The organism is Gottschalkiaceae bacterium SANA (assembly GCA_036323355.1).
Taxonomy (GTDB): Bacteria; Bacillota; Clostridia; order Tissierellales; family GPF-1; genus GPF-1.
Genome location: AP028876.1, coordinates 2,678,296 through 2,703,534, shown reverse-complemented (window position 1 = coordinate 2,703,534; position 25,239 = coordinate 2,678,296). Strand labels below are relative to the sequence as shown.

Annotated in this window: 24 protein-coding genes, 1 pseudogene and 1 other annotated feature; of the genes and pseudogenes, 16 read left to right on the top strand and 9 right to left on the bottom strand. The window is 38.2% G+C overall.

Annotation, left to right across the window (positions count from 1 at the left end; all coding sequences use genetic code 11):
* Positions 1 to 184: 184 nt before the first annotated feature.
* Positions 185 to 835, top strand: a complete 651-nt coding sequence (locus AC25CA_RS13260; RefSeq protein ID WP_486814308.1) for a GntR family transcriptional regulator — start codon at positions 185 to 187, stop codon at positions 833 to 835.
* Positions 836 to 1,648: 813 nt separating this feature from the next.
* On the opposite strand, the pseudogene AC25CA_RS13255 reads toward AC25CA_RS13260, so the two are convergent.
* A pseudogene (locus AC25CA_RS13255) lies at positions 1,649 to 1,891 on the bottom strand (transposase); the annotation flags it as partial.
* A gap of 319 nt (positions 1,892 to 2,210) precedes the next feature.
* Here AC25CA_RS13255 and AC25CA_RS13250 point away from each other — a divergent pair.
* Positions 2,211 to 2,738 (top strand): GNAT family N-acetyltransferase, encoded by a 528-nt coding sequence (locus AC25CA_RS13250; RefSeq protein WP_486814307.1) that lies wholly within the window; start codon positions 2,211 to 2,213, stop codon positions 2,736 to 2,738.
* 266 nt (positions 2,739 to 3,004) lie between these two features.
* Here AC25CA_RS13250 and AC25CA_RS13245 read toward each other — a convergent pair whose 3' ends face one another.
* Positions 3,005 to 3,442, bottom strand: coding sequence for a hypothetical protein (locus AC25CA_RS13245; protein WP_486814306.1), 438 nt, complete (start codon positions 3,440 to 3,442; stop codon positions 3,005 to 3,007).
* A 656-nt stretch (positions 3,443 to 4,098) separates the two neighbouring features.
* Between AC25CA_RS13245 and AC25CA_RS13240 the strand changes: the two genes are divergently transcribed.
* Entirely contained in the window at positions 4,099 to 4,437 is a 339-nt protein-coding gene (locus AC25CA_RS13240; protein ID WP_486814305.1) for a hypothetical protein, read from the top strand.
* A 540-nt stretch (positions 4,438 to 4,977) separates the two neighbouring features.
* On the opposite strand, the gene AC25CA_RS13235 is transcribed toward AC25CA_RS13240, so the two are convergent.
* Entirely contained in the window at positions 4,978 to 5,544 is a 567-nt protein-coding gene (locus tag AC25CA_RS13235; protein ID WP_486814304.1) for a CD3073 family putative ECF transporter S component, read from the bottom strand.
* Positions 5,545 to 5,671: 127 nt separating this feature from the next.
* On the opposite strand from AC25CA_RS13235, the gene AC25CA_RS13230 reads away from it, so the two are divergent.
* The 8 genes from AC25CA_RS13230 (at position 5,672) to AC25CA_RS13195 (ending at position 12,496) form a co-directional block, all read left to right on the top strand.
* Positions 5,672 to 6,574: a selenium metabolism-associated LysR family transcriptional regulator gene (locus tag AC25CA_RS13230; protein ID WP_486814303.1), complete on the top strand. Its 903-nt coding sequence runs from the start codon at positions 5,672 to 5,674 to the stop codon at positions 6,572 to 6,574.
* A gap of 185 nt (positions 6,575 to 6,759) precedes the next feature.
* Positions 6,760 to 7,569, top strand: coding sequence for a TspO/MBR family protein (locus AC25CA_RS13225; RefSeq protein ID WP_486814302.1), 810 nt, complete (start codon positions 6,760 to 6,762; stop codon positions 7,567 to 7,569).
* Entirely contained in the window at positions 7,566 to 7,901 is a 336-nt protein-coding gene (locus AC25CA_RS13220) for a hypothetical protein (RefSeq protein ID WP_486814301.1), read from the top strand. The genes AC25CA_RS13225 and AC25CA_RS13220 overlap by 4 nt, the downstream gene beginning before the upstream one ends.
* Positions 7,902 to 8,033: 132 nt before the next feature.
* Positions 8,034 to 9,239, top strand: coding sequence for an efflux RND transporter periplasmic adaptor subunit (locus tag AC25CA_RS13215; RefSeq protein ID WP_486814300.1), 1,206 nt, complete (start codon positions 8,034 to 8,036; stop codon positions 9,237 to 9,239).
* A 45-nt stretch (positions 9,240 to 9,284) separates the two neighbouring features.
* A complete protein-coding gene (locus AC25CA_RS13210) occupies positions 9,285 to 10,139 on the top strand; it encodes an ABC transporter ATP-binding protein (protein WP_486814299.1) in 855 nt (284 codons plus the stop codon).
* The gene (locus AC25CA_RS13205; RefSeq protein ID WP_486814298.1) at positions 10,140 to 11,255 is read left to right on the top strand and encodes an ABC transporter permease; all 1,116 of its coding nucleotides are present in this window, start codon (positions 10,140 to 10,142) and stop codon (positions 11,253 to 11,255) included. It begins immediately after the preceding gene.
* A 14-nt stretch (positions 11,256 to 11,269) separates the two neighbouring features.
* Positions 11,270 to 12,274, top strand: coding sequence for an ABC transporter permease (locus AC25CA_RS13200; protein ID WP_486814297.1), 1,005 nt, complete (start codon positions 11,270 to 11,272; stop codon positions 12,272 to 12,274).
* 24 nt (positions 12,275 to 12,298) lie between these two features.
* Positions 12,299 to 12,496 (top strand): hypothetical protein, encoded by a 198-nt coding sequence (locus AC25CA_RS13195; protein WP_486814296.1) that lies wholly within the window; start codon positions 12,299 to 12,301, stop codon positions 12,494 to 12,496.
* 266 nt (positions 12,497 to 12,762) lie between these two features.
* Here the strand turns inward: AC25CA_RS13195 and AC25CA_RS13190 are convergent, their stop codons facing one another.
* On the bottom strand, positions 12,763 to 13,740 hold the full coding sequence (locus AC25CA_RS13190) for a helix-turn-helix domain-containing protein (RefSeq protein WP_486814295.1): 978 nt from the start codon (positions 13,738 to 13,740) through the stop codon (positions 12,763 to 12,765).
* 427 nt (positions 13,741 to 14,167) lie between these two features.
* Here AC25CA_RS13190 and AC25CA_RS13185 point away from each other — a divergent pair, with 427 nt between their 5' ends.
* From AC25CA_RS13185 to AC25CA_RS13175, 3 genes are read left to right on the top strand one after another with little or no spacing between them, the layout of a single operon-like run.
* Positions 14,168 to 14,467 (top strand): hypothetical protein, encoded by a 300-nt coding sequence (locus AC25CA_RS13185; protein WP_486814294.1) that lies wholly within the window; start codon positions 14,168 to 14,170, stop codon positions 14,465 to 14,467.
* 44 nt (positions 14,468 to 14,511) lie between these two features.
* Positions 14,512 to 16,443 carry a heavy metal translocating P-type ATPase gene (locus tag AC25CA_RS13180; protein ID WP_486814293.1) on the top strand — a complete coding sequence of 644 codons (1,932 nt, stop codon included), beginning with the start codon at positions 14,512 to 14,514 and terminating at the stop codon, positions 16,441 to 16,443.
* Positions 16,382 to 16,615 carry a heavy-metal-associated domain-containing protein gene (locus AC25CA_RS13175; RefSeq protein ID WP_486814292.1) on the top strand — a complete coding sequence of 78 codons (234 nt, stop codon included), beginning with the start codon at positions 16,382 to 16,384 and terminating at the stop codon, positions 16,613 to 16,615. Before AC25CA_RS13180 ends, AC25CA_RS13175 begins: the two co-directional genes overlap by 62 nt.
* A gap of 191 nt (positions 16,616 to 16,806) precedes the next feature.
* Here the strand turns inward: AC25CA_RS13175 and AC25CA_RS13170 are convergent, their stop codons facing one another.
* The 5 genes from AC25CA_RS13170 to AC25CA_RS13150 form a co-directional block, all read right to left on the bottom strand.
* Complete coding sequence (locus tag AC25CA_RS13170) at positions 16,807 to 17,652, bottom strand: DUF4097 family beta strand repeat-containing protein (protein ID WP_486814291.1); 846 nt, start codon at positions 17,650 to 17,652, stop codon at positions 16,807 to 16,809.
* A gap of 4 nt (positions 17,653 to 17,656) precedes the next feature.
* Positions 17,657 to 18,259 carry a DUF1700 domain-containing protein gene (locus tag AC25CA_RS13165; protein ID WP_486814290.1) on the bottom strand — a complete coding sequence of 201 codons (603 nt, stop codon included), beginning with the start codon at positions 18,257 to 18,259 and terminating at the stop codon, positions 17,657 to 17,659.
* Positions 18,260 to 18,264: 5 nt separating this feature from the next.
* Entirely contained in the window at positions 18,265 to 18,567 is a 303-nt protein-coding gene (locus AC25CA_RS13160) for a PadR family transcriptional regulator (protein WP_486814289.1), read from the bottom strand.
* 123 nt (positions 18,568 to 18,690) lie between these two features.
* Positions 18,691 to 19,788: an efflux RND transporter periplasmic adaptor subunit gene (locus AC25CA_RS13155; protein ID WP_486814288.1), complete on the bottom strand. Its 1,098-nt coding sequence runs from the start codon at positions 19,786 to 19,788 to the stop codon at positions 18,691 to 18,693.
* Entirely contained in the window at positions 19,785 to 23,003 is a 3,219-nt protein-coding gene (locus AC25CA_RS13150; protein ID WP_486814287.1) for an efflux RND transporter permease subunit, read from the bottom strand. The genes AC25CA_RS13155 and AC25CA_RS13150 overlap by 4 nt, the downstream gene beginning before the upstream one ends.
* Before the next feature lie 320 nt (positions 23,004 to 23,323).
* Between AC25CA_RS13150 and AC25CA_RS13145 the strand changes: the two genes are divergently transcribed.
* Positions 23,324 to 23,824 carry a flavodoxin family protein gene (locus AC25CA_RS13145; RefSeq protein ID WP_486814286.1) on the top strand — a complete coding sequence of 167 codons (501 nt, stop codon included), beginning with the start codon at positions 23,324 to 23,326 and terminating at the stop codon, positions 23,822 to 23,824.
* Positions 23,825 to 24,048: 224 nt separating this feature from the next.
* Positions 24,049 to 24,813, top strand: a complete 765-nt coding sequence (locus tag AC25CA_RS13140) for an HAD family hydrolase (RefSeq protein ID WP_486814285.1) — start codon at positions 24,049 to 24,051, stop codon at positions 24,811 to 24,813.
* A gap of 139 nt (positions 24,814 to 24,952) precedes the next feature.
* Positions 24,953 to 25,166, top strand: a binding site (T-box leader).
* Positions 25,167 to 25,239: the final 73 nt, after the last annotated feature.

The window sequence follows — 25,239 nt, the reverse complement described above, 5'->3', positions numbered from 1 at the left end:
CCCGAGATAAAACGTCTAGCGTTATCTAACTCATAAACAAAAGAACATAGATATGTGGTTGGAGCCTTAAAAAAATAGTCAAAGCTATAGGAGAACACACCAATCCACAACACTATATTCAGTATATAAGAAAAAATCTTGAACTCGTAGTTTGACTACAAGTTCACTATACAAGGAGAAAACTATGACTGAGGAAAGTTGGAGAATTTATTCGATCATATTAAAAAGAATTATTGAAATTGAATATGTGCCGGGAGAATTGTTGAGCGAGAATTCACTAGCAGAAGAGTTTGGCATAAGTAGAACGCCAATCCGGGAGATTTTGATAAAATTATCAGAGAAGGGTTTTGTCAAGTTGATGCCACGAGTGGGGACGTATGTGTCCGAAATCGATGCTCGAGAAATGATCAGCATATTTGAAGTGAGAAAAACACTGGAAATACTAGCATGTGAGTTAGCAATTATGAGATCGACGGAAGAGCAGAGTCAAAAACTATTTTCGGTTGTAGAACAGATTAAATCCCTTAATGATCAGGCGAGATACCGAGAGTGTGTAAAGGAAGAGTATGAGTTTTTGAATATGATTGCTTCAGCATCTAAGAATGTATATGTGGAAGAGTACCTTCAGGAACTAAATTCCAAGATATTAAGATTCGTCAATTATGTTCAATATGAAAAACACTTGTCAGAACGAATGATCAATGCTTTAGTTTCAATAACAAAGGCAATATCGCGAAGAGATTCAGAAAATGCTAGTAAGGAGATGACTCGATATATGCTAGCGCATGTCAATGAACTTACGCAGTGTCTTTTGACGAAGCTTTTTTTTGATTGACAATTGTACTAATCTTAGGATTAAAGGGGAAAAGTAGAATCAAAGCTGAAAGTGTGTGTGATTGCACTCGGTTATTTACTTATGTAAAAGCGGTGAATTTGATAAGTAGTATTGAACGGACAAGACTTCTCCAAGGGCATTAAGATATGGGACTATAAACTATAGAAAATTCGACTTTCTCATGAGTGAGGAAGACGAATTTATTTTAAGGATTGGGTAAAGTACGGTGAACTATATAATAAGTAACCAACGTGTAAGTAAATGGAAAAATGAACAGATGAACAGTGAGTTTAGGATGTATGGCGATGATGGAGAATGCATTTCTCATTGACATTTATTCTAATCCCTTCTATTACTAGAAAAGTGTAGCAGAAAGTATCAGGATATCATTTTTCCGTCGAAAAAAGCAACGCAATCAAAAATTTTCCTATTAGAAATCGAATAAATGTTGATTAGCATAAATTTTTCTATTATAAAAGGAGGAGCTTATGATTAATCGAAATAGGTATGTAGATAAACTAATTCAAATTAGAAACAATGATTTTGTTAAGGTGATTACGGGTGTTAGACGTTCAGGCAAATCATCTTTACTTGTTTTGTAAAAAAATACCTTCTTGATCAAGGTGTCGAAGAAAGTCAAGTCCGAAAAGTGTGTACTTTCCCTCGGGTATTCAATTAAGCAACAGCAGTGATTTGATGAGTGGATCGGAACTGGTAGTACTCCTCCATTGAGAGGTACTTCTTGCCAGATGACCATTTCTCACCTTGCTCAATCAATAGTGCACCGATTAACCGAAGAAGCGATGCTTCATTCTCCATCATGGCGAGGACCAAGGCTTGTTCACTACGTTGGTAGCGGTGAAAAAGTGCCGTTGAAAACTTACCATCACGTAATCTTGGAACCTGTAATTCGATGGTTCCAACTCGTGTGGTCATCGAACGCAGACGGAATCAATTTCGATATCCGCTACGATCCTCAGATCGTACATAACGTTCAGCTCCAACTTGTTCGGCTGCCTGGGCATTCAAAACCTAGTTAAGAATGCATTCTAATAGTTTGGAAAAAGATTCATCTCTGCCGTTAGATGAAAAAAGTCCGTGCAAGATTTCGGAATCTAGGGTAACATTAATCTGAGTCATTTGGTATTTCCTCCTCGGGTTGATGGTTTTTCGACAACTCTATTTTATCCGAGGTTGAACCCAAGTGGCTCATTTTTTCGTTTTCCGAATTTACACCATTATACGTACTTTATCGAAAATTGTTTTTGCGTTTATAATATATTCATGAATGATATATAATTAAGTAAATATGAGATATAGAAATTTGTTTTATTGTATGTGAAAACATAGAACTATTTTTGCGAAGGAGTGTATCGTGAGTAAAAATTTTGAATTTGATAGTTATAAAATGAGATTAATTAGTGTAAATGATATTGATGCATATTATAAGTATGGTTTTAAAGAATCTGATAAAGAGGCAAAATACTATACTGGAACACCTGATGGTTACACGAAAAATCAGATCTATTCCTATATTCAGAAAATATCTAATACTACTTCTCGTTATGATTTTATTATAAGTGAAAATGATGAAATTATTGGAGAGGTTGTGTTAAGTGATATTGAAGAAAAAAACTGTCATTATAGAATTTGTATATTTAAGAAGGAAAATTTTTCGAAAGGGATTGGCTACAAGGCAACAATAAAAATCCTAGAGTATGCTTTTGATGAATTGAATCTTGAATCTGTAGATTTAGAGGTGTTTCCATTCAATGAAAGAGGTATCTCGCTGTATAAAAAGTTAGGGTTTAGGGTTGAAAATGAAATCATTGATGAAGATGCTCAAGCTTTGTATAAAAAAATAATTGTAATGCGTTTGTTGAAGCAAAATTTTAATAAGTGATTTTATTTTAAGTACAACCGAATTTAATAACACTCTTTGCTAGTAAAAATTGCAGTTGTGATACAAGGTAAATTCGATTTTCTCGTGATTGAGGAAGTCGAATTTCTTTTTAGGGTTGGCTAAAGTACGTGCTGATCGGAATAGCTAGTATTCTTCCATGAAGAGGTACTTTTGCCGGATGACCATTTCCTTTTATTGATAAAAGTGTGCCGGCCAAACGAAGAAGAGATGCTTCATCATGTATATTCATTATATTTATCCGCCATTTAAGCAACAATCTTTATAAGAAATCTACACTCTTCACTTCCGTCAAGTATTGTTGATAAGGTCTCAACTTCAAACGTTATATCATCTCTTAAACTTTGCATTATATGTAATATACTTTGACGAGAACATTCACAGATTTGATTCGTTTTAACATATCCGCGCTTACTTAATTCGCAGGTGCATTTTGAAAATGCAAGTTCATATACCCTTTGAGATTCAATGACTAGACCGTCTCCATAACCTTTCGTTGATAAGCTGCTATAAAAAACATCTAAATCTTTACCACATTCTTTGTAAAACTCTTGATACATTTTTAGTACACCTTTTTTAACACAATTCTTAGCGCATATAGAAAAGAACAGTGACTTTTGCTTCTTATCAATAGCTTCCATGCCTTCTTCGAACCATGTAAACCATTCTCTTGTAAATTCATCCATTGCCTTCTCAACTCCTTATCTAATTTGTAAGATGCTGTTAGTCGTGTGTTTATCTAACGTTTTGCAAGTTTGCGGTGTGAACAGCCTGATAGCACTACATGTCATCCTGAAAAAATCCTCACAAGGGTCATGTACTGATTAGTGGCGTTAAACATATTCTACCTAAGCATTTTTCACTAAATGATCTTATTCGGGTAAGAATTTTTTCGAAAGAATATGTACGGTAAACAAGTCAGTTCAGTAACATATTATCATAGCATGGGATTGAAGTGACTGAAATTTCTATTAATTTCGCTTGCGCTGGTGAGTCTGTAGCAAAGAATGCAGAGTCAAATTAGAAAAAAAGCGTACTTTCATTTGGCTGGCTAGTCGTATAAATAGTACAGGGAATCTTCTTATGGGCGTGCTCATACACGAATAAAAATAGCAAAAAGATAGGAAATTTTAAGGTATTCTAAGAAAAGATTAATAGAAGTCACAAAGTACATATTGCTATTATCCGCTTGTACCGGCTACTACAGTAGATTGTCTATAGATCATGAGTTCTTTCACTGTTCAATTCGAATTCCGATGACCTCACTTGTTTGAAAATTTGTTTAACGATATACTATATTTATGATAAAAAACTATGATTGTTAAAATAAGGAGAGAAAATTATGGAAAAATATTTATTTTATGTTATGCGTGGTCAAAAAATGTGCTTTGTACATGTATTATTAAATGCACTTGATTTAGCAGAGGCTGGAAACGAAGTTAAAATTATTTTTGAAGGAGAATCAGTAAAACTGCCTATACAATTAGAGGAAGAAAAATTTGGTCTTTACCTAAAAGCAAAAGAAAAAAATCTTTTTGCAGGTGTTTGCTATGCATGTTCTGTCCAACTTGATGTATTAGAATTTAATCAAGGATTAGATTATCCACTAATTAAGGATATGAATGGTCATGCAGGGATCAAGACCTATGTTGACAAAGGATATTATGTACTTACATTTTAGAGATGTATAAAATTCTAAGGTTCATGGTGATAGGAGCGTGGATTAAGATATTGGCGCCTTACCTCCACGAGTCAAATCCACCACTTTTCGAAAGAGAAGATGGTGGATTTGTTTTATTATACAAGATGAATATGCAAGTGCTTAAGTTGATTCATTAATGTATTCGTAAAAGGCAGCTTAAAAATATAGCCCAGTCCTTAAAAGTGCGTAATTTTCATGATAAAGGACGTACAATGGTGTGAATTCGGAAAATGAAAAAATGAGCCACTGGGCTTCACCTCGGATAAGATAGATTTGTCGAAAAACCATCAACCTGAGGACGAAATACCAAATGACTCATTTTATGTTACCCTAGATTCCGAAAACTGACTAACAAATATTCATTCGTTACCGTCGATTCACCTACACTAAAGTGCGTGAAAATAGCCGTGTGCGGTCAAAAAGTTTGCTCTCTGCTTTGGTTTCCGTGAAGATGGCAAACACGTAATACTAGGTTTCAGCGTTGCCGAATCCGAAACCAGCTGGAGCGACTTTTTTTTATTATGCTTTAATACTTTTTAGTAAAGCTGACGGAATACGCTTGAGCAATACATAAACAAGTAAGCAACTAGCTAATTTGTCAATGATATTGCCTGTTATTCTAGGAATAAATGTTGCTGTAAAGATGCTAGAACCAGTAGCACGTAACCAAGCAAAAATTAGATCAGTTCCGCTTCCGGTAATGCCCCCGTAGATAAGTATGGCAATAGGTGTACCGATTAATGGTGCAACAACAGCTAAGATCAACCCAGTTATGACAGCTGTTTTCAGTTCAAAACCTTGTTTTTTAGCAATGAAACCAACGATTAGACCAATAGCAATATTAACAAGTGCGAATGGAATGTCTTTGGGATTTGTTATGAAACCTTGGATGACATTCGTTAAACCACCAGTTAAGGCACCAGCTAGGGGACCTAGAACTACGGATACAAGAATAGTTCCGATGGTGTCAAGAAATAATAGGGGCAGATGAATCATTTGAGCGATAGTCCCCAATACGATGTTGATTGTAATACCAATTGATGCAAAAATCATGGCCTTAGGTGTGTCAAAAAATGAGTTGTTCATAGCGTACCTCCAGAATTTTAATAAACCTTAGTCAGTATAGCCATCTTTTGTTTGTAATGGAAATTGAAAATACTTATAATAGGAGGAAGTGAGATAGGTTAAACTAATGGAAGGATAGACAAATCTTATGGAAATGCATCAATTAGAAAGTTTCGTACACATAATAGAGCTGAAAAGTTTTTCAAATGCTGCAAAAAAAATGTTTGTGACTCAACCAACAATTTCTAATAATATTATGAACTTAGAAAAAGAATTGCAAACGCTTCTAATTAACAGGAAGAATAGAAATATAACACTAACTGAATCTGGAGAGATTCTCTACACATATGCGAAGAAGATTATAAACACTAGAGACCAGGCCGTGTACGAAATTGGTAAACATGAGGGGAAGATTGAAGGTGTTTTAAATATTGCAGCTAGTTCTATTCCAGAGCAATATATTTTACCAAAGATTATGAAGGAATTTCAGGAATTATATCCAGGGATTATCTTTAACGTAAAGCACAGGGATTCAAAACAAGTGATTAGAGAGTTATTAAATGATCAAATAGGGTGTGGTATCGTCGGTGCGAGGTATGACGAAGATGGATTAGAATATATTGAGTTTTGTCAGGATCGATTGGTTCTTGCTGCGCCAAATAATAAGGATTTTTCATGGCTTAATGAAGAAGACTTAGATATTAACTTCTTAAAACAACTACCCATGATCATGAGAGAAGAGGGCTCTGGAACAAGGCGTATACTAGAAAGTGCATTGAGCGAAATGGGGGTATCGGCTAAGGAGTTAAATATTGTTTCTACAATTGAAAGCAACGAGACAATTAAACAAATGGTAACTCTTGAGATGGGTGTGAGCTTTATCTCAGAAATGGCAATACAAAACGAAGTTCAATTAAAGAAAATTAAAACACATAATATAAAGAATTTAAGTCTGAATAGAGAATTCTTCTTTGTGTATCATAAGAATAGAGCATTACCACCAATTGCCAAAGAGCTGAAAAGGCATTTACAGAATCATAGAATAAAGTGAATTCGATTTTCTCATGATTGAGGGAGTCGTTTTCTTTTGGTTTGGGGGATGATTGGGATTTTATGGGTAAAGATTGATTGAAGTGATCAAGTCTGTGGATGTTAAAAGATGGACCCATATCTTTTGTGGGTTCGGTAAGGAAATTATTTCAATCAAGCTATAAAATGTTTCGTGAGGAGGAAAAAATGAAAGGAAAAACAAAAGCTTGGATCAATGCAATATTATTGGTATTTACTTTAATAATCAACGGCATGGGGGCCTTTGGTTTGATCAATGGGCTTTCACAAAAAGAAGTGTCGGATATGTATCCGACCTTGATCACGCCTTCGCCTTCAACATTTAGTATATGGAGTGTGATTTATACCTTCTTGATTCTCTCGATCATTGTGTTAATTGTCAAAAGCAAGGAACCGTATTATGAACATGCACTCGATGCAATCAGCCCTCTCTTTTGGCTTTCCTGTGTGCTTAACATTGTGTGGATTATCAGCTTTTCATACAACTTGATTGGCTTGTCCACCATTTTTATCTTTGCATTTCTGATCGTCATGGTCTTGCTGATTCAACAAATTGGAAAAATTCAAAGAAAAGGGCGCTGGTTGCTTCCCGTGGCCTTTGGGCTGTATTCGGGATGGCTATTTATTGCGACTCTTGTTAATATTTCAGCGTGGCTAGTTAAAATCGACTGGAATCGATTTGGAATTTCTTCGGAGATTTGGAGTGTTATCATTCTCTTTGTGGCAGTCGGATTGACATTCATGGTGTTGACAAGTACAAAAAATGCAATTTTTCCGATTCCCATCGCTTGGGCATATTTTGGCATCTATCAAAATCTATTGGCACCCCAAGGCTTTCAAGGAAGGTTTGATTTGCTGCAGAATGTTGCATTGATCGGAATGGTTCTATTGATTGGATTGTCTACCATTCAATTGTATAAAAACGGTTATCAAGTTATGCCGGATCTTTCAGGCAACGAGGGGGAATCAAACCGATGAAAAAAAGATTGAAAGAGTCGCTGATAGGTGGCGTCCTGCTGGGACTTGTTTGTGTAGTCGGGGCCTATGTTCGATCTGGATTCACCGCCTCCCCCGGTTTTGTGTTCTCCCTATGGTACAACCGCGTGATCATTGGTCTGGTTGTAGGCGCGCCTTGGAGTAGGGCCAACAGAAGAAAGAGCTTGATGCGTGGCGCCTTGTTGGGTCTTGTAGTTTCTTTTGCTTTTTACAGCTCCACGGGATTTGAAGATCCTGTCAGTTTTTTAGCGGGAATCGTGTATGGGATGATTTTGGAAGCATGGCTTAGTCGGAAGGACGCGTTTAATCAATAGGGCTTTACAGACATGTTTAATTGGGTAATAATAACAGTAATAGTAAGGAACTGAATTCTCTTGAAGATATGGAGCATCTGGTTGAGCATGAATAATATCAAAAAGACATGTCAGCTGAAATTGGAGGTCACTATGAAAACGAAAAAATTGATCATCGCCATCGTTGTTTTGTCAGTAATAGGAGTTGGACTATTTTATTTATTAACAATGGGCAACATCGGAGCGAAATACAATACAGCAGAAGTAACACGGGGAGAAGTGGGAAAATACGTTGAGGATGTAGGTAAGATCAGTTCAAGAAATATCAGACGATATTATGGTAGTGGCACAGGCAAGATAGAGGAAATGACCCTGCAGCTGGGGGACCATGTGGAAAAAGGACAAGTTCTGATTAAATATGAAGACAATCTGGATCTGGAAGTTCAAAAAGTTGAGAAGCAGATCAAAGCCTTAAAGGCTGGATATAATGAAGCCCTTTCAGGAACGGATATGGAGAGTGTGAATAGCGCCTGGATCGAAGTATCAAGAATTAAAAAAAATATGGAGCTGGCAACCAAAAGCAAGGATATAACCGAGTCGCTTTACAAGATTGGATCTGCATCTCTTATTGAGCTCGAGCAGGCAGAAAGTCAAGTGGAACAGCTTAAGAGTAGCCTTGGAATTGCCCAGAACACATATAATCGGCTCACCAAAGGCATTTCAGGAAATATCAGAGAGAGATATGAAGCGGAAATCGATGTGCTGCTTCTCACTTTAGATATACTCGAAGAAAATCGAGACAACTATAGGATTGTTGCAGATATCGAAGGGATTGTGACAGAAATAAACACCTTTGAGGGCGATATGCCATCTCCGGGGATGCTAGTTATAGAAATTCAGGATCCGACAGAAAAAGTAATTCTCGTTGATTTTATGGTGGAGGATGCAAGACTCATAGAAGCGAAGATGGAGGCTGAAATTCAGGACTGGAAGCTTGATGTTCAGATGAATGGCTTGAAGGTGGATAAGGTGTATCCAAAGGCTTTTGTAACCTTATCGGAGCTCGGTGTGGAAGAAAACCGACAGACCGTAGAGATTGGTCTACCGAAATCCTCTGATGAACTTGCTTATGATCTAGAGGTGGAAACGAGGGTTATGATTGAGGCGCCAAGAGAAGTTCTTCTGATCCCTACAGGCACTGTCTATCAAAAAAATTCGAAACAATATGTTGAGGTTCTTGAAGACAATGACGTTGTTGAACGTCAAATCACCACTGGAATTAAAATGAACGGAAGTATTGAGGTAAAAGATGGATTGGAAGAAGGGGAACTGGTCATATTGAATTATCAGGAAGAATAAGCAGAATGACTAGTGAGTTAGAATATGAATGAAGGGATGAATAAAATGATAAAAGTGAGTAACCTTTACCATTCATACAGCAATGATGACAATTATGCGGTTAAAGATGTCAGCTTTGAAATTCAGAAGGGTGAGATTTTTGGATTCTTGGGCCCTTCAGGTGCTGGTAAATCAACCACCCAAAATATTCTTGTCGGTCTTCTTCAACTTCAGCAGGGTAATGTTGAGGTTGCGGGTTATGATGTCAAGCATATTAAGAATAAAATGTTCAATAAGATAGGAATGTCTTTCGAACAGTCTAATGTTTATAACAAAATGTCAGGACTTGAAAATCTTCAATTCTACAGAAAATTATTCGATGTGGAAACAAGAGATCCTATGGATCTGATCAAACTGGTGGGACTTGACGGCAAGGAAAACATTAAGGCCGGTAAGTATTCGAAGGGGATGAAGCACAGGCTGACCTTTGCTAGATCCATGATCAATAACCCGGAGATGTGGTTTCTCGATGAACCGACTACTGGATTGGACCCTGCCATTGCATCAGAAATCAAGGACATCATTAGGCAGGAAAATGAAAAGGGCGTCACGATCTTTTTGACAACTCATAACATGTACATCGCCGATGAACTCTGTGACCGAGTTGCGTTTATCGTAGATGGAGCGATCAGGCTGATTGATTCGCCAAAAGCATTAAAGCTCAAATACGGTGAGAAACTTGTGGACGTCGAATATATTAAAGATGGGGAACTCATTAAGGACAGTTTCTCTACCGTGATCAAAGAGGAAAAAAACAGACTGGTGGAAGTGATCAGTAAATATGATATTCAGACCATGCATACCAAAGAAGCGACTCTTGAAGAAATATTTATCAAGGTAACCGGAAGGGGACTGGTCTAAATGAAACTGTGGTATAGTTTTTCAAAGGAACTGAGCCTTTCCTCAAAAAGTTGGTACTTCTATATTGAAATAGGAATGGCGGTCGTGCTTTTACTGATTCTTCTATTTGTGGTTCCTGATAATTTTGAAAGCAATGGAAAGGAATATATCTATCTTGACTTGCCTCAGGTTGTGAGGGAACGTTATGAGAAAAGCATGTTGGAAGAGGATCTGGATGAGACTGTTGAGCAGGTCGAATTGGAAGAGGACGGTCGAATTTTTCTTGCTTCCCTTTATGAAACAGAGGAATCCAAGATTTACTTGTTGAATTCGAAAGAGGCGCTTGATGCTGTATCTGAGGCGGAAAGGATCCCTGTCGTCCATGTTCATGTCAATGAGGATGGTCAGATTATTAGTACCTACTATTTGCAAGGTTATGAAACCAGCAAGCTTCGAAATTTGATTATGGTTTACCACAACCGGTTGGCCGGACATGACGTCATTGAAGAGTATTCAGACAATATTGAGGTGAGAAAGCTTTTTCAGGATGCAAAGCCCTTAAGTGACAAAGAAAATATTATTCCTGTGTTCTTGACCTTCAATGGATCGTTGATGAGTTTATTTGTTATTGCGGCTTATATTTTCCTGGATAAGAACGAGGGAATTGTCAAGGCATATGCAATTACGGCATCTTCAGTCTGGCATTATCTCTTAAGTAAGATCGGGGTTATTATTGTGACGAGTATCGTGACAACCCTGATCATAACCGTGCCGATCATGGGTCTTCAGCCGAACTACCTGGCCATGCTGCTATTTCTAGTTTCTTCAGGATTTTTTGCAGCCTCATTGGGACTATTGATTACAAGCTTTTACGACGATATTGTTGAAGCTTTTGGCGTTCTGTACATTGTCATTGTGATTATGATTATGCCAAATATTTCTTACTTTGTGCCTAGCTGGGATCCCAATTGGGTTAAGGTCATCCCTAGCTATGTGATGTTGCAGAGCTTTAAGGAAATCATCTCGGTTGATGGAAATATGGCTTATGTGATGCTGGCATCTCTTGCTTTTGCGGTGCTGGGTTTGGAAATTTTTATTCTTGCAAATTACAGGTTTAAAAAGACACTGTCCTTGTGAAGGAGTGTTAGGAAATGATAAAAAAGATATTCATCATATTTCAGCGAGATTTGAAAACAAGCATAAGGAATTTTATCACCCTGTACATTATTGTTGTACCGGTTATTTTTGCTGTTGTTATCAACGTTTTTTCACCAGGTATCAATGATACCACGGTTGAGATTGTCTTGCTGGAAGGCGAAAATATTCAGCAAAGTGAATATTTCAAGCAGTTTGCCAAGGTTGAATTGTTAGAAACTCTTGAGGATGTTGAGAATAGGGTGAAAAAAAGGGACAACATCGTAGCCGTACTCCCAGATCAGAATGATGAATATTTTGTTTTGACACAGGGGAATGAGCCTGATTACGTTGTGGATTATGTAAGGAATTTGGCAGCCTTTGACCACTTTGAGATTGGGATGGAAGATTCAATGGTTGAAATTGTGGATTATGGCCGGGAAATTCCTCCGTTGAAGAAACTTATGGTCAATGCTGCAATCATGTTTACCTCTGTTTTAGGCGGCATGATCATAGCACTCAATATCGTTGAGGAGAAAACAGACAACACCATTAGTGCAATTAACTTGTCACCGGTTTCAAGGATTGGATTTATAGCAGGAAAGAGCATGATCGGTGTCGTTATTCCTGTGGTGGGCACCTTGTTGATTCTGATCATAACGGGATTTAGAGATGTCAATTTTTTCCATGCGCTTCTTATGGTGGCGACCTCCTGCATTATCAGCATACTCGTCGGCTTCATTGAAGGAATCAACAATGACGATGTTATGAATGCAGCGGGCAATATGAAAATGCTCTTCTTACCGATGTTTGGAGCCATTGCGGCAGAAGAACTTCTGGCGGACAAGTGGCAGCCTTTATTTTACTGGATTCCATTTTACTGGACCTACAAGGGCAATGATCTTGTTCTATCAAACCGGGGATCATGGATCGATATCATCGGATATTCGGGCATCGTATTCGGAATCAGTGTTGTGGTATTCTTGGTATTGGCACCAAGGATAAGAAAAGGGTTGGAATAAATAAAAAAAGAAGGAGAGACGATTATGAAAGTATGGGCAATCCTAGCAATCGTGTATGCAGTGATCGTGGTTATTCTTGCTGTACTTAAGCCGGAGGCGGTCTGGAAAATAAAAAAAATCCAGTGGTTCGAAAAAGTTTTGGGTGAAAAGGGCACAGAAATATTCTTTTATATATGGGCACTGCTTTTTCTTGTGCTGGGCGTTTGGCTATTAACTAAATAAGGTGAATATTGACGGGTCTAAAGTGGTACATAGCAGAAGCCAGTCATTAGCATGCTTGTAAAGCTAGTTTGGAAAAAAGTATTAAAGAATTGTAGTTGAAAGAGGCGAATAAAAAAACGATTTTCTCGTGATAGAGAAAATCGTTTTTTTTGACTTGTGGGAAAGATGTGAATCCGACTATTAATATGATTACGCGATTATGTGGCTATGGCATTCTTAGAAGTTTTAGAGCAATAAGGATTTGCCAAATGATGTAGTGCATTTACTTATTCAACTTTCTCAAACAGCCCCATCAGACCAAGGACAGCAGCATAGGCAATTGCAGCAACAGGCCAGATGATCCAGGTGATTCCCCATGCCATGGTCCACAAACTCCAGCCGATATAAACTGCGGTGACTAGAGGCCAGTAAAATAAGGCAAGTTTTTCTGCTTTTCTAAGTTGTTTCCTATTCCTAGACGAGTAATCGCCCTCTCCCAGAATGCAATTGTAAGCATTATAGATGGTCGATGCGGGCAAAAGCAATGCGATTCCAATTCCTATCATTAGCATCATGACTACGATCATCAACAGCAAAAGCATTGCCGAACCGGACATAAAGGCTGTTATAATCAAGGGCACACAACTTGTAATGAACAATGTGATGCTGATTGACATCCTGCCAAAATAGGTTCTTTTATAAGCTTCAAGTCTTTCTTTATAAATACTCCTCACACCATAAGCGAGTTCAAACTCGTTCTTTTCAAACCTTTCGAATATATCTGTGAATTGACTCGTACGAATCAGCAAACTTACCCCAAGGGAGATTATAAGCAATAGGGATACAAGGCCAATTACCGCCGCTGTACTTGTTGTAATATCAAGGATCTTATCTTCTGCAAGAGCCAGTAAAATAAAAAGTGGCACAACAGAAAACACGGCCAATAGAACACCCTTGACAAGATATCGGAGATTCTCTCTTTTACAGTTCATATAATAAGCTGCATCGTCTAAAGTCATAAGAGCAAGGCCTGGTTCGTTGTCACCTACAAGAGCCTCCGTTTCTTCAATTTCATCGAGTAGAAGATAGTCTGTAGATACTCCAAAAATTTCACTGAGCATGATTATTTTGTTAAGATCAGGTATGCTGTTGGCACTTTCCCATTTTGATACAGACTGTCTGGAAACATTCATTCTCTCTGCTAGCGCCTCTTGTGACCATCCAAACTGTTTTCTTAATTTAATGATTTTATCTGCAAGTATCATAAATTTCCGTCCTTTCTTTCTTTGATATGATGAGCATATCTTAATGCTTGGTTGCAGGCTATCAAGTGGGCTTATTAATCTGTCAACCAGTGGTTGCGTTCCGCTTGATTAGGGAATTTGAAGCAAATAAGTATTTTTTTGATCAATGTGTTGTTCATGACAAATCTCATATAAATACATGCATGCCACGAGTTTTCACGAAGATTTTATGCTTATACCATCGATGGACAGATACCCTTTTTTAGATGGTTCAATAGAAGCATAGAATAGAAGCCCTGATTTCTAACTTTTAGATCAGGGAGTTATAATTATATTGGATAAAAATGAAAAGACGGGCATAGTGATTAGAATCACAGAAATGTTTTTACATATCCGATAATATGAGGCTACAAGAAGGAACGTATTAAATGAGAAAGAGGGAGATGCAATGTCAAATCAATTATTTATGCAAGCAAAGAAAAAATATTTCAAGAAACTAGACCAATATGTAGCTATTGTAGCACGGGTTCATGGTGGTAGTCATCCCGAGTTTCATCATGTTCGGGAAGTGTATGATTTGATCGTTGAAAAAAACAAAGCAGCAGAGGGAGAACCTGTAGGCTTGGATACTGAATTCCAAAGATTACGCCAAATCACAGACGATTACTCTGTACCTATTGATGTATGTGAGAGTTATGAAGAGGTTTATAAGATGTTGGCGGAACTAGACCAAGCCTATCATTCTTAGTGCGACACAAATCTAAGGGTAGGGAACGTTAAAAAGAGAGGTGAATGAATTTGCGAAAATTCATATTAAGTAAAAAAAAGCTCATTGCACTATTTAGTGGCCTATTAATTGGAACTGCTTTTATCAGTAAACGAAGTTTTGGGAATGAAGAATTGTCCATTTGGACATTGGTAATCGCTTCTTTCATAGGGCTTGCACCGATTGCAATACAAGCATACCAGGCCTTAAGGGTTAAAGTGGTTAGCATAGAGGTTTTGGTTACGCTTGCAGTTGTTGGGGCTTTATTCATTCGAAACTATGAAGAATCCGCTATTGTAACATTTTTATTTCTCTTTGGTGCTTATCTTGAACAAAGAACACTGAATAAGACACGTTCTGCAATCATGGCATTGGCAGAAATGGCACCCGAAAGCGCTTTGAAAATGATGGAGAATGATACATTCGAAAGGGTTGAAGTAGACGAGGTTGACGTTGGAGATATTTTGCTTGTGAAAACTGGCGCGAAAGTACCCGTGGATGGTTTTGTTTTACATGGTGAGAGCTATATAAATGAAGCGAGTATAACGGGTGAATCCCTTCCCGTTCATAAAAAGAAAAATCATAAGGTGTTTGCTGGCACCATGCTAGAAAATGGAACCATGCAAATCATTGCTGAGCGGGTAGGCGAAGACACCACCTTTGGAAAGATTATTGAATTGGTTGAAGAGGCGCAGGATTCAAAATCAGAAGCAGAGCGTTTCATTGATAAATTTTCAAAGTACTACACACCGGCAGTTTTGCTTCTATCCTTGATCGTATGGATGGTATCGAGAGATATCGAACTGGCAATTACGATATTGGTCTTGGGATGCCCAGGTGCATTGGTGATTGGGGTGCCTGTTTCAAACGTTGCAGGTATCGGGAATGGAGCCAAAAACGGCATTCTATTAAAGGGCAGTGAAGTGATTAGTGATTTCAGCAGACTTGATACGATCGTGTTTGACAAAACAGGCACTTTGACACAGGGAAATCCTAGAGTTGCAGAAGAGGAAATTTATACCGACCATCCGGAAGAGATATTTGCTTATTTAGCCAATGTTGAGAAGGAATCGGACCATCCACTGGCCCAGGCAGTTGTCGAATACATTGGCGAATGTAAAAATTATCTGGTGGAAAGAACGGATGTTGTTAAGGGGGGAGGGATTATCTCTCACCTGGATGGGCACCGAGTGGTTGTTGGAAATGTGGCCTTGATGGAAAAGGAAAATGTTACTTTTAATGAAAAGATGAGTGGCGATATAAAAAGAATGGAAGCCGGTGGAAACTCCTTGGTTTTAGTAGCGGTTGACGGGGAATTGAATGCACTACTGGGTATTCGTGATCCAATCCGTTTAGGCGTGAAAGAGGGGCTTAATAAATTTAAAAAGTTAGGCATAAAAAATTTAGTGGTTCTTTCTGGAGATAATCAGGGAACAGTGGATTTAGTCGCAAGAGAACTTGGACTTTCTGAAGCGTATGGACATATGCTGCCAGAACAGAAACAAGCCTATATTGAGGCACTGCAGGCAGAAGGTCAAATCGTAGCATTTGTTGGAGATGGAGTCAATGATAGTCCCTCACTAGCATTAGCGCAGATTGGCATTGCAATGGGAAGTGGAACCGATGTTGCGATCGAGACGTCGGATGTTGTTTTAATGCATTCAGATTTTTCTCACTTAATCCACGTCTTGGGTTTAGCAAAAGCGACTGTTAATAACATGCGTCAAAACATAGTCATCGCAGTTGGTGTTGTATGGATTCTACTTGCGGGCGTATTCTTTAGCGAATGGATGAGTATGTCGCTCGGTATGTTGGTACATGAAGCAAGTATATTGGTTGTAATTTTAAATGGGATGAGACTTATGCGTTACAAAATTAAATGGAGGAGTGATAAAAATGAAAAAAGCCATGATTCAAACGGAAACGTTGACTTGCCCGTCGTGTATGCAAAAGATTGAAAATGGAGTGAAATCTTTGGAGGGTGTTAATAAGGAAAGTGTACGCGTACTCTTTAACTCCAGTAAAGTGAAACTAACTTTTGATGACGACAAGGTTTCCATTGCGGATATTGAAAATGTGATAAATCGATTGGGTTATGAAATCAAGAAGTCTCAAGAGAGGTCTTTATAAGAAAGACGCCGAAAGCTGAGAAATTCCCCTTTTATTCGTTATCGAGTTGGTTAGGAAGGACTTTTGTTTGTATGGCATAAATAGAAAAGTAATCAGATCATCGAAGTTTTTAAGCGATTGATAAAGAAAAGACCCCAGTAAGGTTAGAAAAAATTCTAATCTTTTGGGGTCTTTTTATTGATCGACTTGCTTTAGTGTGCAGGTTCACATGTTACCTGAACCTTGCCATTTGTCGTATCCACGATGAACAGTTTGTCTCCGTTTCCGTAGATGATTGATTTTCCTTTTTTATCAACATGGCCGTATTCAATACTATTTTTTTTGTTGACGCTAGAAATATCAAAGGTATAGTTGTCTCCATGGTCATCAAAATAAGCAATTACATCACCATTTTCTGTTTCTATGAAAGCAAGGTCACCAAAATCAGTGGAATTTAGTTTGATCGAACCATTTGTGGAGTGGATTTCTAGTTCCTCTTTGGCATTTACATGATTTAGTTCGATGTCACCATTACTCGTGTCAATGTCAATATCTTTTATTGAGATGATATTGTTTATGCTCACATTTCCATTTGTTTTAGCAATAGCTAAGGCCTGGACGGTAATGTCATCAATCGTTAATTGACCATTAGTTGCATCAATTTTAATGTTGGTGATCAACTCTTCAGGTACACTTAACTCCAAAGTATATTTGAGCTCATTTCCAATAATTGAAAGATCAATAATTTTTTGAAACCATTTTAACTCTCGCTGATAGGCAATAGTTAAATCATGATTGTTTGTTATTTCATAATAGTCTTCTTCGTTCTCGAATGTCTTCAAATGTATTTGGTCATCTGTGGACAATGAGATGGAAATATCTGCAGATTTTTCATCGATATAAATACCACCATTGATGTCATCTACTTCAAATGTATAGTTTTTTTCCTCTCTCGCTTTACTGATGTCAAAAGGATTGTCGCTGGTTGTCATGGCAAAGATCACCAAAGCAAATCCGATTACAAGTAATATAGCGCCCGTTACACTTATTTTTTTCATCCCATTACTCCTTTCGGACGAGCCGCTGCCTAAGTTTTTTAAAAGGTAAAACATTTAGCTTAACCCATTGTCTTGTCAACCAAAGACAAGGGTAGAACAGCAAGAGCATGATACCGGCTGAAAGTATGCCTACACCTATATATGCAAGGCCTGTAGTGATGCTGACGGTGAAGACCCTTATAAAGCCAAAGCCTACTCCAGTTACTGCAACAATGGCCAAACTTAGGTAAGTCACAACTCCACCAGCATAGACCGCCCATCCGGCAAGTACGAGTGAAAGGACAAGGCAAACTGCAGCAAGCAATAAGGGAAGCCACAAGGGAGACCCAATGATCGTGAATGCAAGTAGCACCTTTTTGCTGCTGTTCTTTTCTACTTTTTTCATAACCTGGTCTTTTACCATACTGGTTATTGGTATTTCATTTTCAATATTGATTACAATATTATCTAGACTGCCTAGGGACTGAATGGATACTTCCTCGGTCATTCCATCTTCGATTCTGTCGTCAATACTCTCGTCATAATAAGAAATTATTTTACTTATTTCATGATTGGGTAAATGCGCTAACCGATTAGTCAATTTACCCAAGAACTCGCTCTTATTCATATATTTCACTCCTTAATAAAGTCAAATACTTTCATGGCTTTTTCCCATTCACTGATAAAATCTTCGATACGCTGCAAACCCACATCGGTTATTCGATAGTACTTACGCAATCGGCTTTTATGCTCCTCTGAGTATACTTCAAGACATTTGCTGGCTTCCAGTCTTTTCAGTATTGGATAAAGTGTTGATTCGGATATGTCAATAATCTCGGAAACATCTTTAACGATTCGATAACCATAGGAGTCACCTTTTGTTAAAAGCTTCAATACGCAGACCTCTAATAATCCACGTCTAAGTTGAGCATCCATAGAATACCCCCTCTCGCCTTATACTATATCACGCATAGCATAATCTGTAAAGTAGTATGACGCTACCTTTAGAATGAAAAAAGAGAATCGCTAAAAGCGATTCTCTAGGCCTTTCTTTTTGTGTTAGTCTTCGATGATTTGAATGACATCATCAACACGCAGATCGTTTTGCCCACGGATGACAATGATTGACGACTCATTAAGTTCGTCTGATAAGACTTCAATCCATTTACCATTTGAAAGACCCGTTTCTAAAACCACTTTCTTCAAAATTCCATTGTCATAAGTGAATACATATTTTTCGATGCCTTTTCTCACAATGGCTGTCGATGGAAGCCGATTAGCTTCATAGGATTTTGTAATAAACTCAACTTCTGCAAAATCGCCGACACCCACATTGACATCTTCAATAATTATAATATCCACTTCAAAGAGCTTGTTGTTTATATCAGGGATCTCATTGATGACACTTACCTTACCGTGAATCACTTGATCAACGCCTTCTAAGGCGAGTTTCACATCTTGGTCCAAGCTTAGGGATTTTTTTAACTCACCGGAGACCATGGTTTGAACATAGAGGGTTGAATTATCAATGATGGTTGCTGCAAGTTGGTTTCTTGCTGCTTCGCCAATTTTCACATTGAGTGAAGCAATTTGTCCATCAATTGGGCTCTTTACCAATAAGTCATCAAGGGAAGACTGAAGATTGCTTACCTGATTATTATAGGTTATTTGTGCATCTCGATATTGCCTCTGGGTAATCTCTAATTGGTCATGCGATGCATCTAGGGTGTTCTGGCTGATTGTGGCTGTATCGAACAAGACCTTTTGCAGATTGTAGTTTTCTAGGGCGGCATTGTATTGAACAGCCAGGTTATCTCTGATGGTTCTCAACTGGCTCTCGGTCGAGTTAAAGGTGGTCTTGCTTGTATCATTAATTAATTGAATCATTGGCATGTCCTTTTCGATGAAATCCCCAGGCTTAATAAAGATGGTCTCTATTTTGCCAATGGAATTCAAATAAACATCCAGTTGATTGCTGGGAATAACTTTCCCGATTGTCACATAGGTCTCTTCAACGGTATCTTTTACCACAACACCTAGCTTGACTGGGACAACGATATTTGTGGACTCTACTTCTGAATCATCAGCATTGCACCCGATGAGTAAGATAGAAGTCAGTAGAATCAACATGGTTACAGCTGTTTTTTTACGGATCACAATGACACCGCCTTTCTATTTTTTGATAAACCTGCAAACAACCCATAGATAGTTGGTATGAAAATAAGTGTTAAAATCGTTGTCATCATCAAACCAAAGATGAGGGCATAACTGAATTGAGCGTAATAAGCTTCTTTAAAAGCAAGAGGTAGCACACCGCTAATGGTGGTAAGTGTTGTTGCCAAAACCGGATTGAACCTTGTTTTCCCAGCTTCTTTGATCGCTTCTACCAAGGACTTGTTTTCTGAACGAAGATAATTGATGTAGTCGATCAAAACAATGGCGTCATTTACAGCAATTCCGACTAGAGCAACCAAGCCCATAAAAGCATAAAAGCCAAATTCATTGCCGGTAATAATCAAGCCCCAAATGACTCCAATTAGGGCCATGGGAATGGTTGTTAAAATGATAAACGGTTGCGTGATTGATTTGAACTGCAGCGTTAAGATGATAAAGACCAAGAAAATTGCCAAGATCATACTTTGAAATAGATTGCCGAAGTTTTGAGAAATCCCTTCGACATCGCCGGAATACTGCAAAATCACTCCGCTTGGAATGGCATCTTCCGTGTACTTGTTCTGCAATGTTGAAACCACATCATTCACATTAAAGCCTTCTTTTAAGTCGGCGGTAATCGAAATGACTCGTTCTCCATCTTTTCGAGAGATATTCGAGATGCCAGATTGTTCAACAAGGTCTGCAAGGCTAGACAAGGTCAGCATATTCTGTGTGGGTGTTGCAACAAAAAGGTTTTTGACTTCGTTTACACTTTTGATTAATTCGATATCTTTTCTAATTACGACATCAATTTCATTTTTCCCATCTCTTATGGTTGTTGCGGTGATCCCATTGATTTCACCCCGTAATTGATTGGTAATTTGTTGTGGGGAAAGCCCATAGCCTAGGCTTTTGTTTTTATTGATATCGATGAGTAATTGAGGGACACCTTGTGTTGACGATGACTCAATATTATATACACCCTTGATCCCTTGAAGGGCGGATTCTAACTCGGTAGCGAATAGGGTACTTGATTCCAAATCATCACCTTGAATACGCAGGTCGATTGGTTTGCCAACCGGTGGTCCTGAAACCAAGGTTTGGATGGAGATCTTTGCACCAGGAATATTTTTAATTTGTTCATCAATGTCATTTAGAATGTCAAAACCATTTTTTTGTGAAGTATCAAATTCTACAGATATGCTTGCTGAGTCGATTTCATTTCCGCCAATTGTTGAGTTAAATTGAGAAACCGCTTCTGTTTTGACCAGCAAGGCTTCAATTTCTTTAACAACTTCATCGGTTGAATCCAAGGTCATACCGCCAACTGTGTCGACATTTATATTCAGGGAGGTCGGTTCACCATTTGGAAAGAATGCAATTTTTAGCAATCCTGAACCGAAGGTTGTAAAGCTACCAAATAAAACAATCACTCCGATTAAAACAACAGTGATTGCACGACGCTTCTTAGTGACAATCCATCCAATAAAATGACTGTATACCTTGGTTAGTTTTGATTCTTCCAATCCTTGATTCCTTAAGAAGATCACCTTAAGCGCCATTAAGCTTGTGAAAATCGCCATCATGATCAGTGCCAACAGAAGATTTTCACCGCCATCATAGAAAGCATAAAAGCTCAATGCAGCGACAATCACAATGGAAAGTATTCCTTTGATCCAAGGGTTTATTTGTTTTTTCTTTTTATCGTTTAATATTTTGGCTGCAATACTTGGAGTAATCACAATCGATACGACCAAGGCAACACTGATGGTAATCATAATGGTCAAAGGGATTGTTGAGATAAAGGCACCCAAGATACCGGGCAAAATAGCCAAGGGGAAAAAAGCGGCCAAAGTGGTGAAGGTGGATGAAACAATGGGAAAGCCCACCTGGTTGGTCCCATAATAAGCTGCATTCTTGGCGGTCATGCCTTTCCTCTTCAGCCGATCAATATTTTCCATAACGATAATGGAGTTATCGACCAAGAGGCCAAGGGCAACAATCAACCCAAGGATGGCAAAGGTATTGAAAGTAATATTAAAGATACTTAGCAAGCCCAGGGTTCCCAATAAACTCAATGGAATCGTAATCGATACGATCAAGGATTCTTTAATACCGATAAATAAAAACAGAACAATAATAACCACAATGAGCCCAGACAATGCTGAACCTTGTATTTTATCCAGATCGTTGGACACATTAACAGCCAGGTCATTGGACACATAAACGGTGACATCCTCTGGGTACAAAATCCCTTTTTCTTTCTGTAAGAGTTCTTGGACCGCTTTGCTTGTGCCAATGACATCACTGCCTACTTTTCTGCTAACGGACAAGAAGATGGAAGGTAAGGCCTGGTCATTGAGTCCTTTGATAAAGGTTCGATTATAACTCCGGATCGGTTCGATCCCATCGATCACATCAGCAACATCTTTCACATAGATCTGGTCATTGATTCTTGTATTCGCGATTTCTTCTACGGCTTTAAAACGTTCGTCAACACGTAGGTTATAGCGAACGCCATTTAAGGAGACTTCTCCAATGGGTGCACTATAGTTCTGAGAGGAAATGGCGGTTCGAAGTGCGTTGTAATCGACGCCGTATTTCATCATAAGCAATTCATGGGTAACAATTTCTATTTCACGATTTACGTTACCGGATAAGGTGACATCCTGAACGCCAGTGACGCCTTCGATTTCATTTGCTATATCTTGGGCAATCAAGGTTAACTGATCTTGAGAGTAATCTCCGGCGACTGAAATATTCATTAAGGGTATTTCAGATGTAGAAAAGATAAAGGAGCGTGGATCTTGAACGCCATCGGATAATTGCAGTTCTTTTAATGCGTTATCAATTTCAATTTTCTTTTGATCGATATCGATTCCTTCGACATATTGAATACTTACAATCGATAAACCAAAACTTGTTTCAGATTCAATGGTTTCAATATCATCAAATTCTTTCACCTTATTTTCAATTTTTTCGGTGACTAAAAATTCGACATCTTCAGGACTTGCACCCGGAAAAAGTGTTTGGATGGTGATGGCGGGAAAAACAATTTCGGGCAGAGATTCTCTTGGTAAACTCAATGCTCCTGCAACACCAATACTTATGATCAAGAGAATAATTAAAACGGTTAGCTGAAACTGATTGATAAAAGTATGTGCGACTTTGCCAAATATATTGATTTTAATTTTTTTTTCATTTAATTCTGGGTTCATTGTGATCCCTCCATTCAGTTCTTTGGTGTCTTTGACAAGTAATTTGATTTAATTTATGGTAAAACGCCATCAAATACAAACGTACAAATATAAAGATACTAGTTACTTCCAATAATACCCACGTTATTTCCATTTAAAAGGATAAGACTTTTTTCTTATTTGTTTATTGCTAAGGATTGCTGAAGATATTGGTATTTCTGATTTGTTTGATCAGAATGTGTGTAAATATAATAAGGATAGAAGCAATGGATCGGATTTTTTATTGTAGGTACAGAGGTATAGGTAGGCCTGTGAAAGCAATACAATTGGAGGTAAAAATAATGCAGGAGGGAAAGGCAGATACGATGGGTGCAAGGAGTCTTATTATCGTTTACTCGTATCATCATAACAATACCGCTAAAATCGCAAGTGAATTTTCAAAGGTATTGCAAGCAGAAGTAAAGAATCCAGACCAGGTTATTATGGAGGAACTTCAGGCATATGACCTGGTCGGGTTTGGAGCAGGTATCGATAGTGGACGCCACTACAAGCCCTTGCTTGATTTTGTAGACAGACTGCCGAACGTGGATAAGAAGGCGGGATTCATTTTTTCGACAAGTGCTGTGCAAGGAAAAGAGAAAGTGAAAGAGGATTATGCACTGCTACGAGAAAAGCTGGAGGCAAAAGGATATAGAATCGTAGGTGAATTTAGCTGCAAAGGATACAATACAAATAGTTTCCTTAAGTATCTTGGGGGGATGAATAAGGGAAGACCCAATCAAGTTGATCTTGAGAATGCGCAAAGATTTGCACGAAAGCTCAAGGACTCTATGCAAGGGTGAGTCGGTAAAGCAAGAGTGTACTTTTTTGAGTCATACATAGCGGTCTTTCATGGATCATGGAAATTTTGGTAGAAGAATAAAAAATAGTGAATCTGGAAGCATCTGTTGATCGAAGAAATTCGAAATGCAGATGTTTTTTTATATTTGAGTGAAATTATAGCTTGATTGAGTTATACTCGATTACAAGTATATTTAAAAGGCATAAATCGAAAGAAGGTGGATTCATGGTGAAGAAAATGATTGTTTCAGATCTTGACGGAACACTTCTAAGAAGTGATAAAACGGTTTCGGCGCATTCGATAGAAGTGCTACGGTCTATGGCGGAGAAAGGGATTCAATTGGTTTTCGCAACAGCGAGACCGCCTAGAGACGCATTCAGATTGATCCCCGACGCATTAAAAAACGAATATGTGATCTGCTACAATGGGGCAATTATTTATCGAGATGCTGAAGTAATATTTAATCAAGAGATATCTCGACATATGGTTATAGAAATCATCGAGCTAGCAGAAAAACAAGGCCTCAACAATATATGCATGGAAGTGAATGATAAATTGTACGCCAATTTTGATATTGTGGATGTTTTCGGCCAAATTCCATATGAATTAGTTGATTTGAAAACATTCAAATTTAAAGAAGCGTTTAAAGTAATGATCTATGCGGATGAAAGAATAACCATTGAGTTTACTTCCCATTTGCCTCAAGGCTGCAGAGGAGTGGTTACGGATGATGGCACATTGTGTCAAATCATGCATGCTGAGGTTACAAAATGGAATAGTATTGTAAGGGTACTGGATCGTTTTGAGATGAGTCATTCCGATGTGATCACTTTCGGCGACGACTTTAATGATATGGAGATGATCCTACATGCAGGAGTGGGGGTTGCCATGGGCAATGCCGTCGACGAGTTAAAGGCTCTTGCAGACCATGTGACGGTTACTAATGACCAAGATGGGGTTGCCGTATTTTTAAGAGATCTCTGTTTATAGTTTAAATAAGTGTCGTTCATGTGCGTATAAATAGCTAGATAGTGGTAAGTAATAGGGGAAAGATGTGTGTCTCTTGTGGAATTTCGTGCCTTGACTCGGATTGCTTGACAAACCAAATTTCGTCATGTAGGATAAGGGATGAATAGCAATGAGCAGGACGGTTAGAGGCAATCGATGGTGTAGAGAGATAATTCACCGGTTGAAAGGTTATCCGAATCGATCTTTAGCAAATCACCTGTGAGCTTGAATTTCTGAACAGAGTAGGAAGTTCCGGTCCAAGCCGTTATCTTGTTGAAGCGACAAGACTTATTGTCTTGTAAGTAGGGTGGTACCGCGGAGTTTTCGTCCCTAGATCTTTTGATCTAGGGGCTTTTTTTATTTCAACTGAATAATATTTACAAAACATAGAAAAGAGAGGAAGATAAA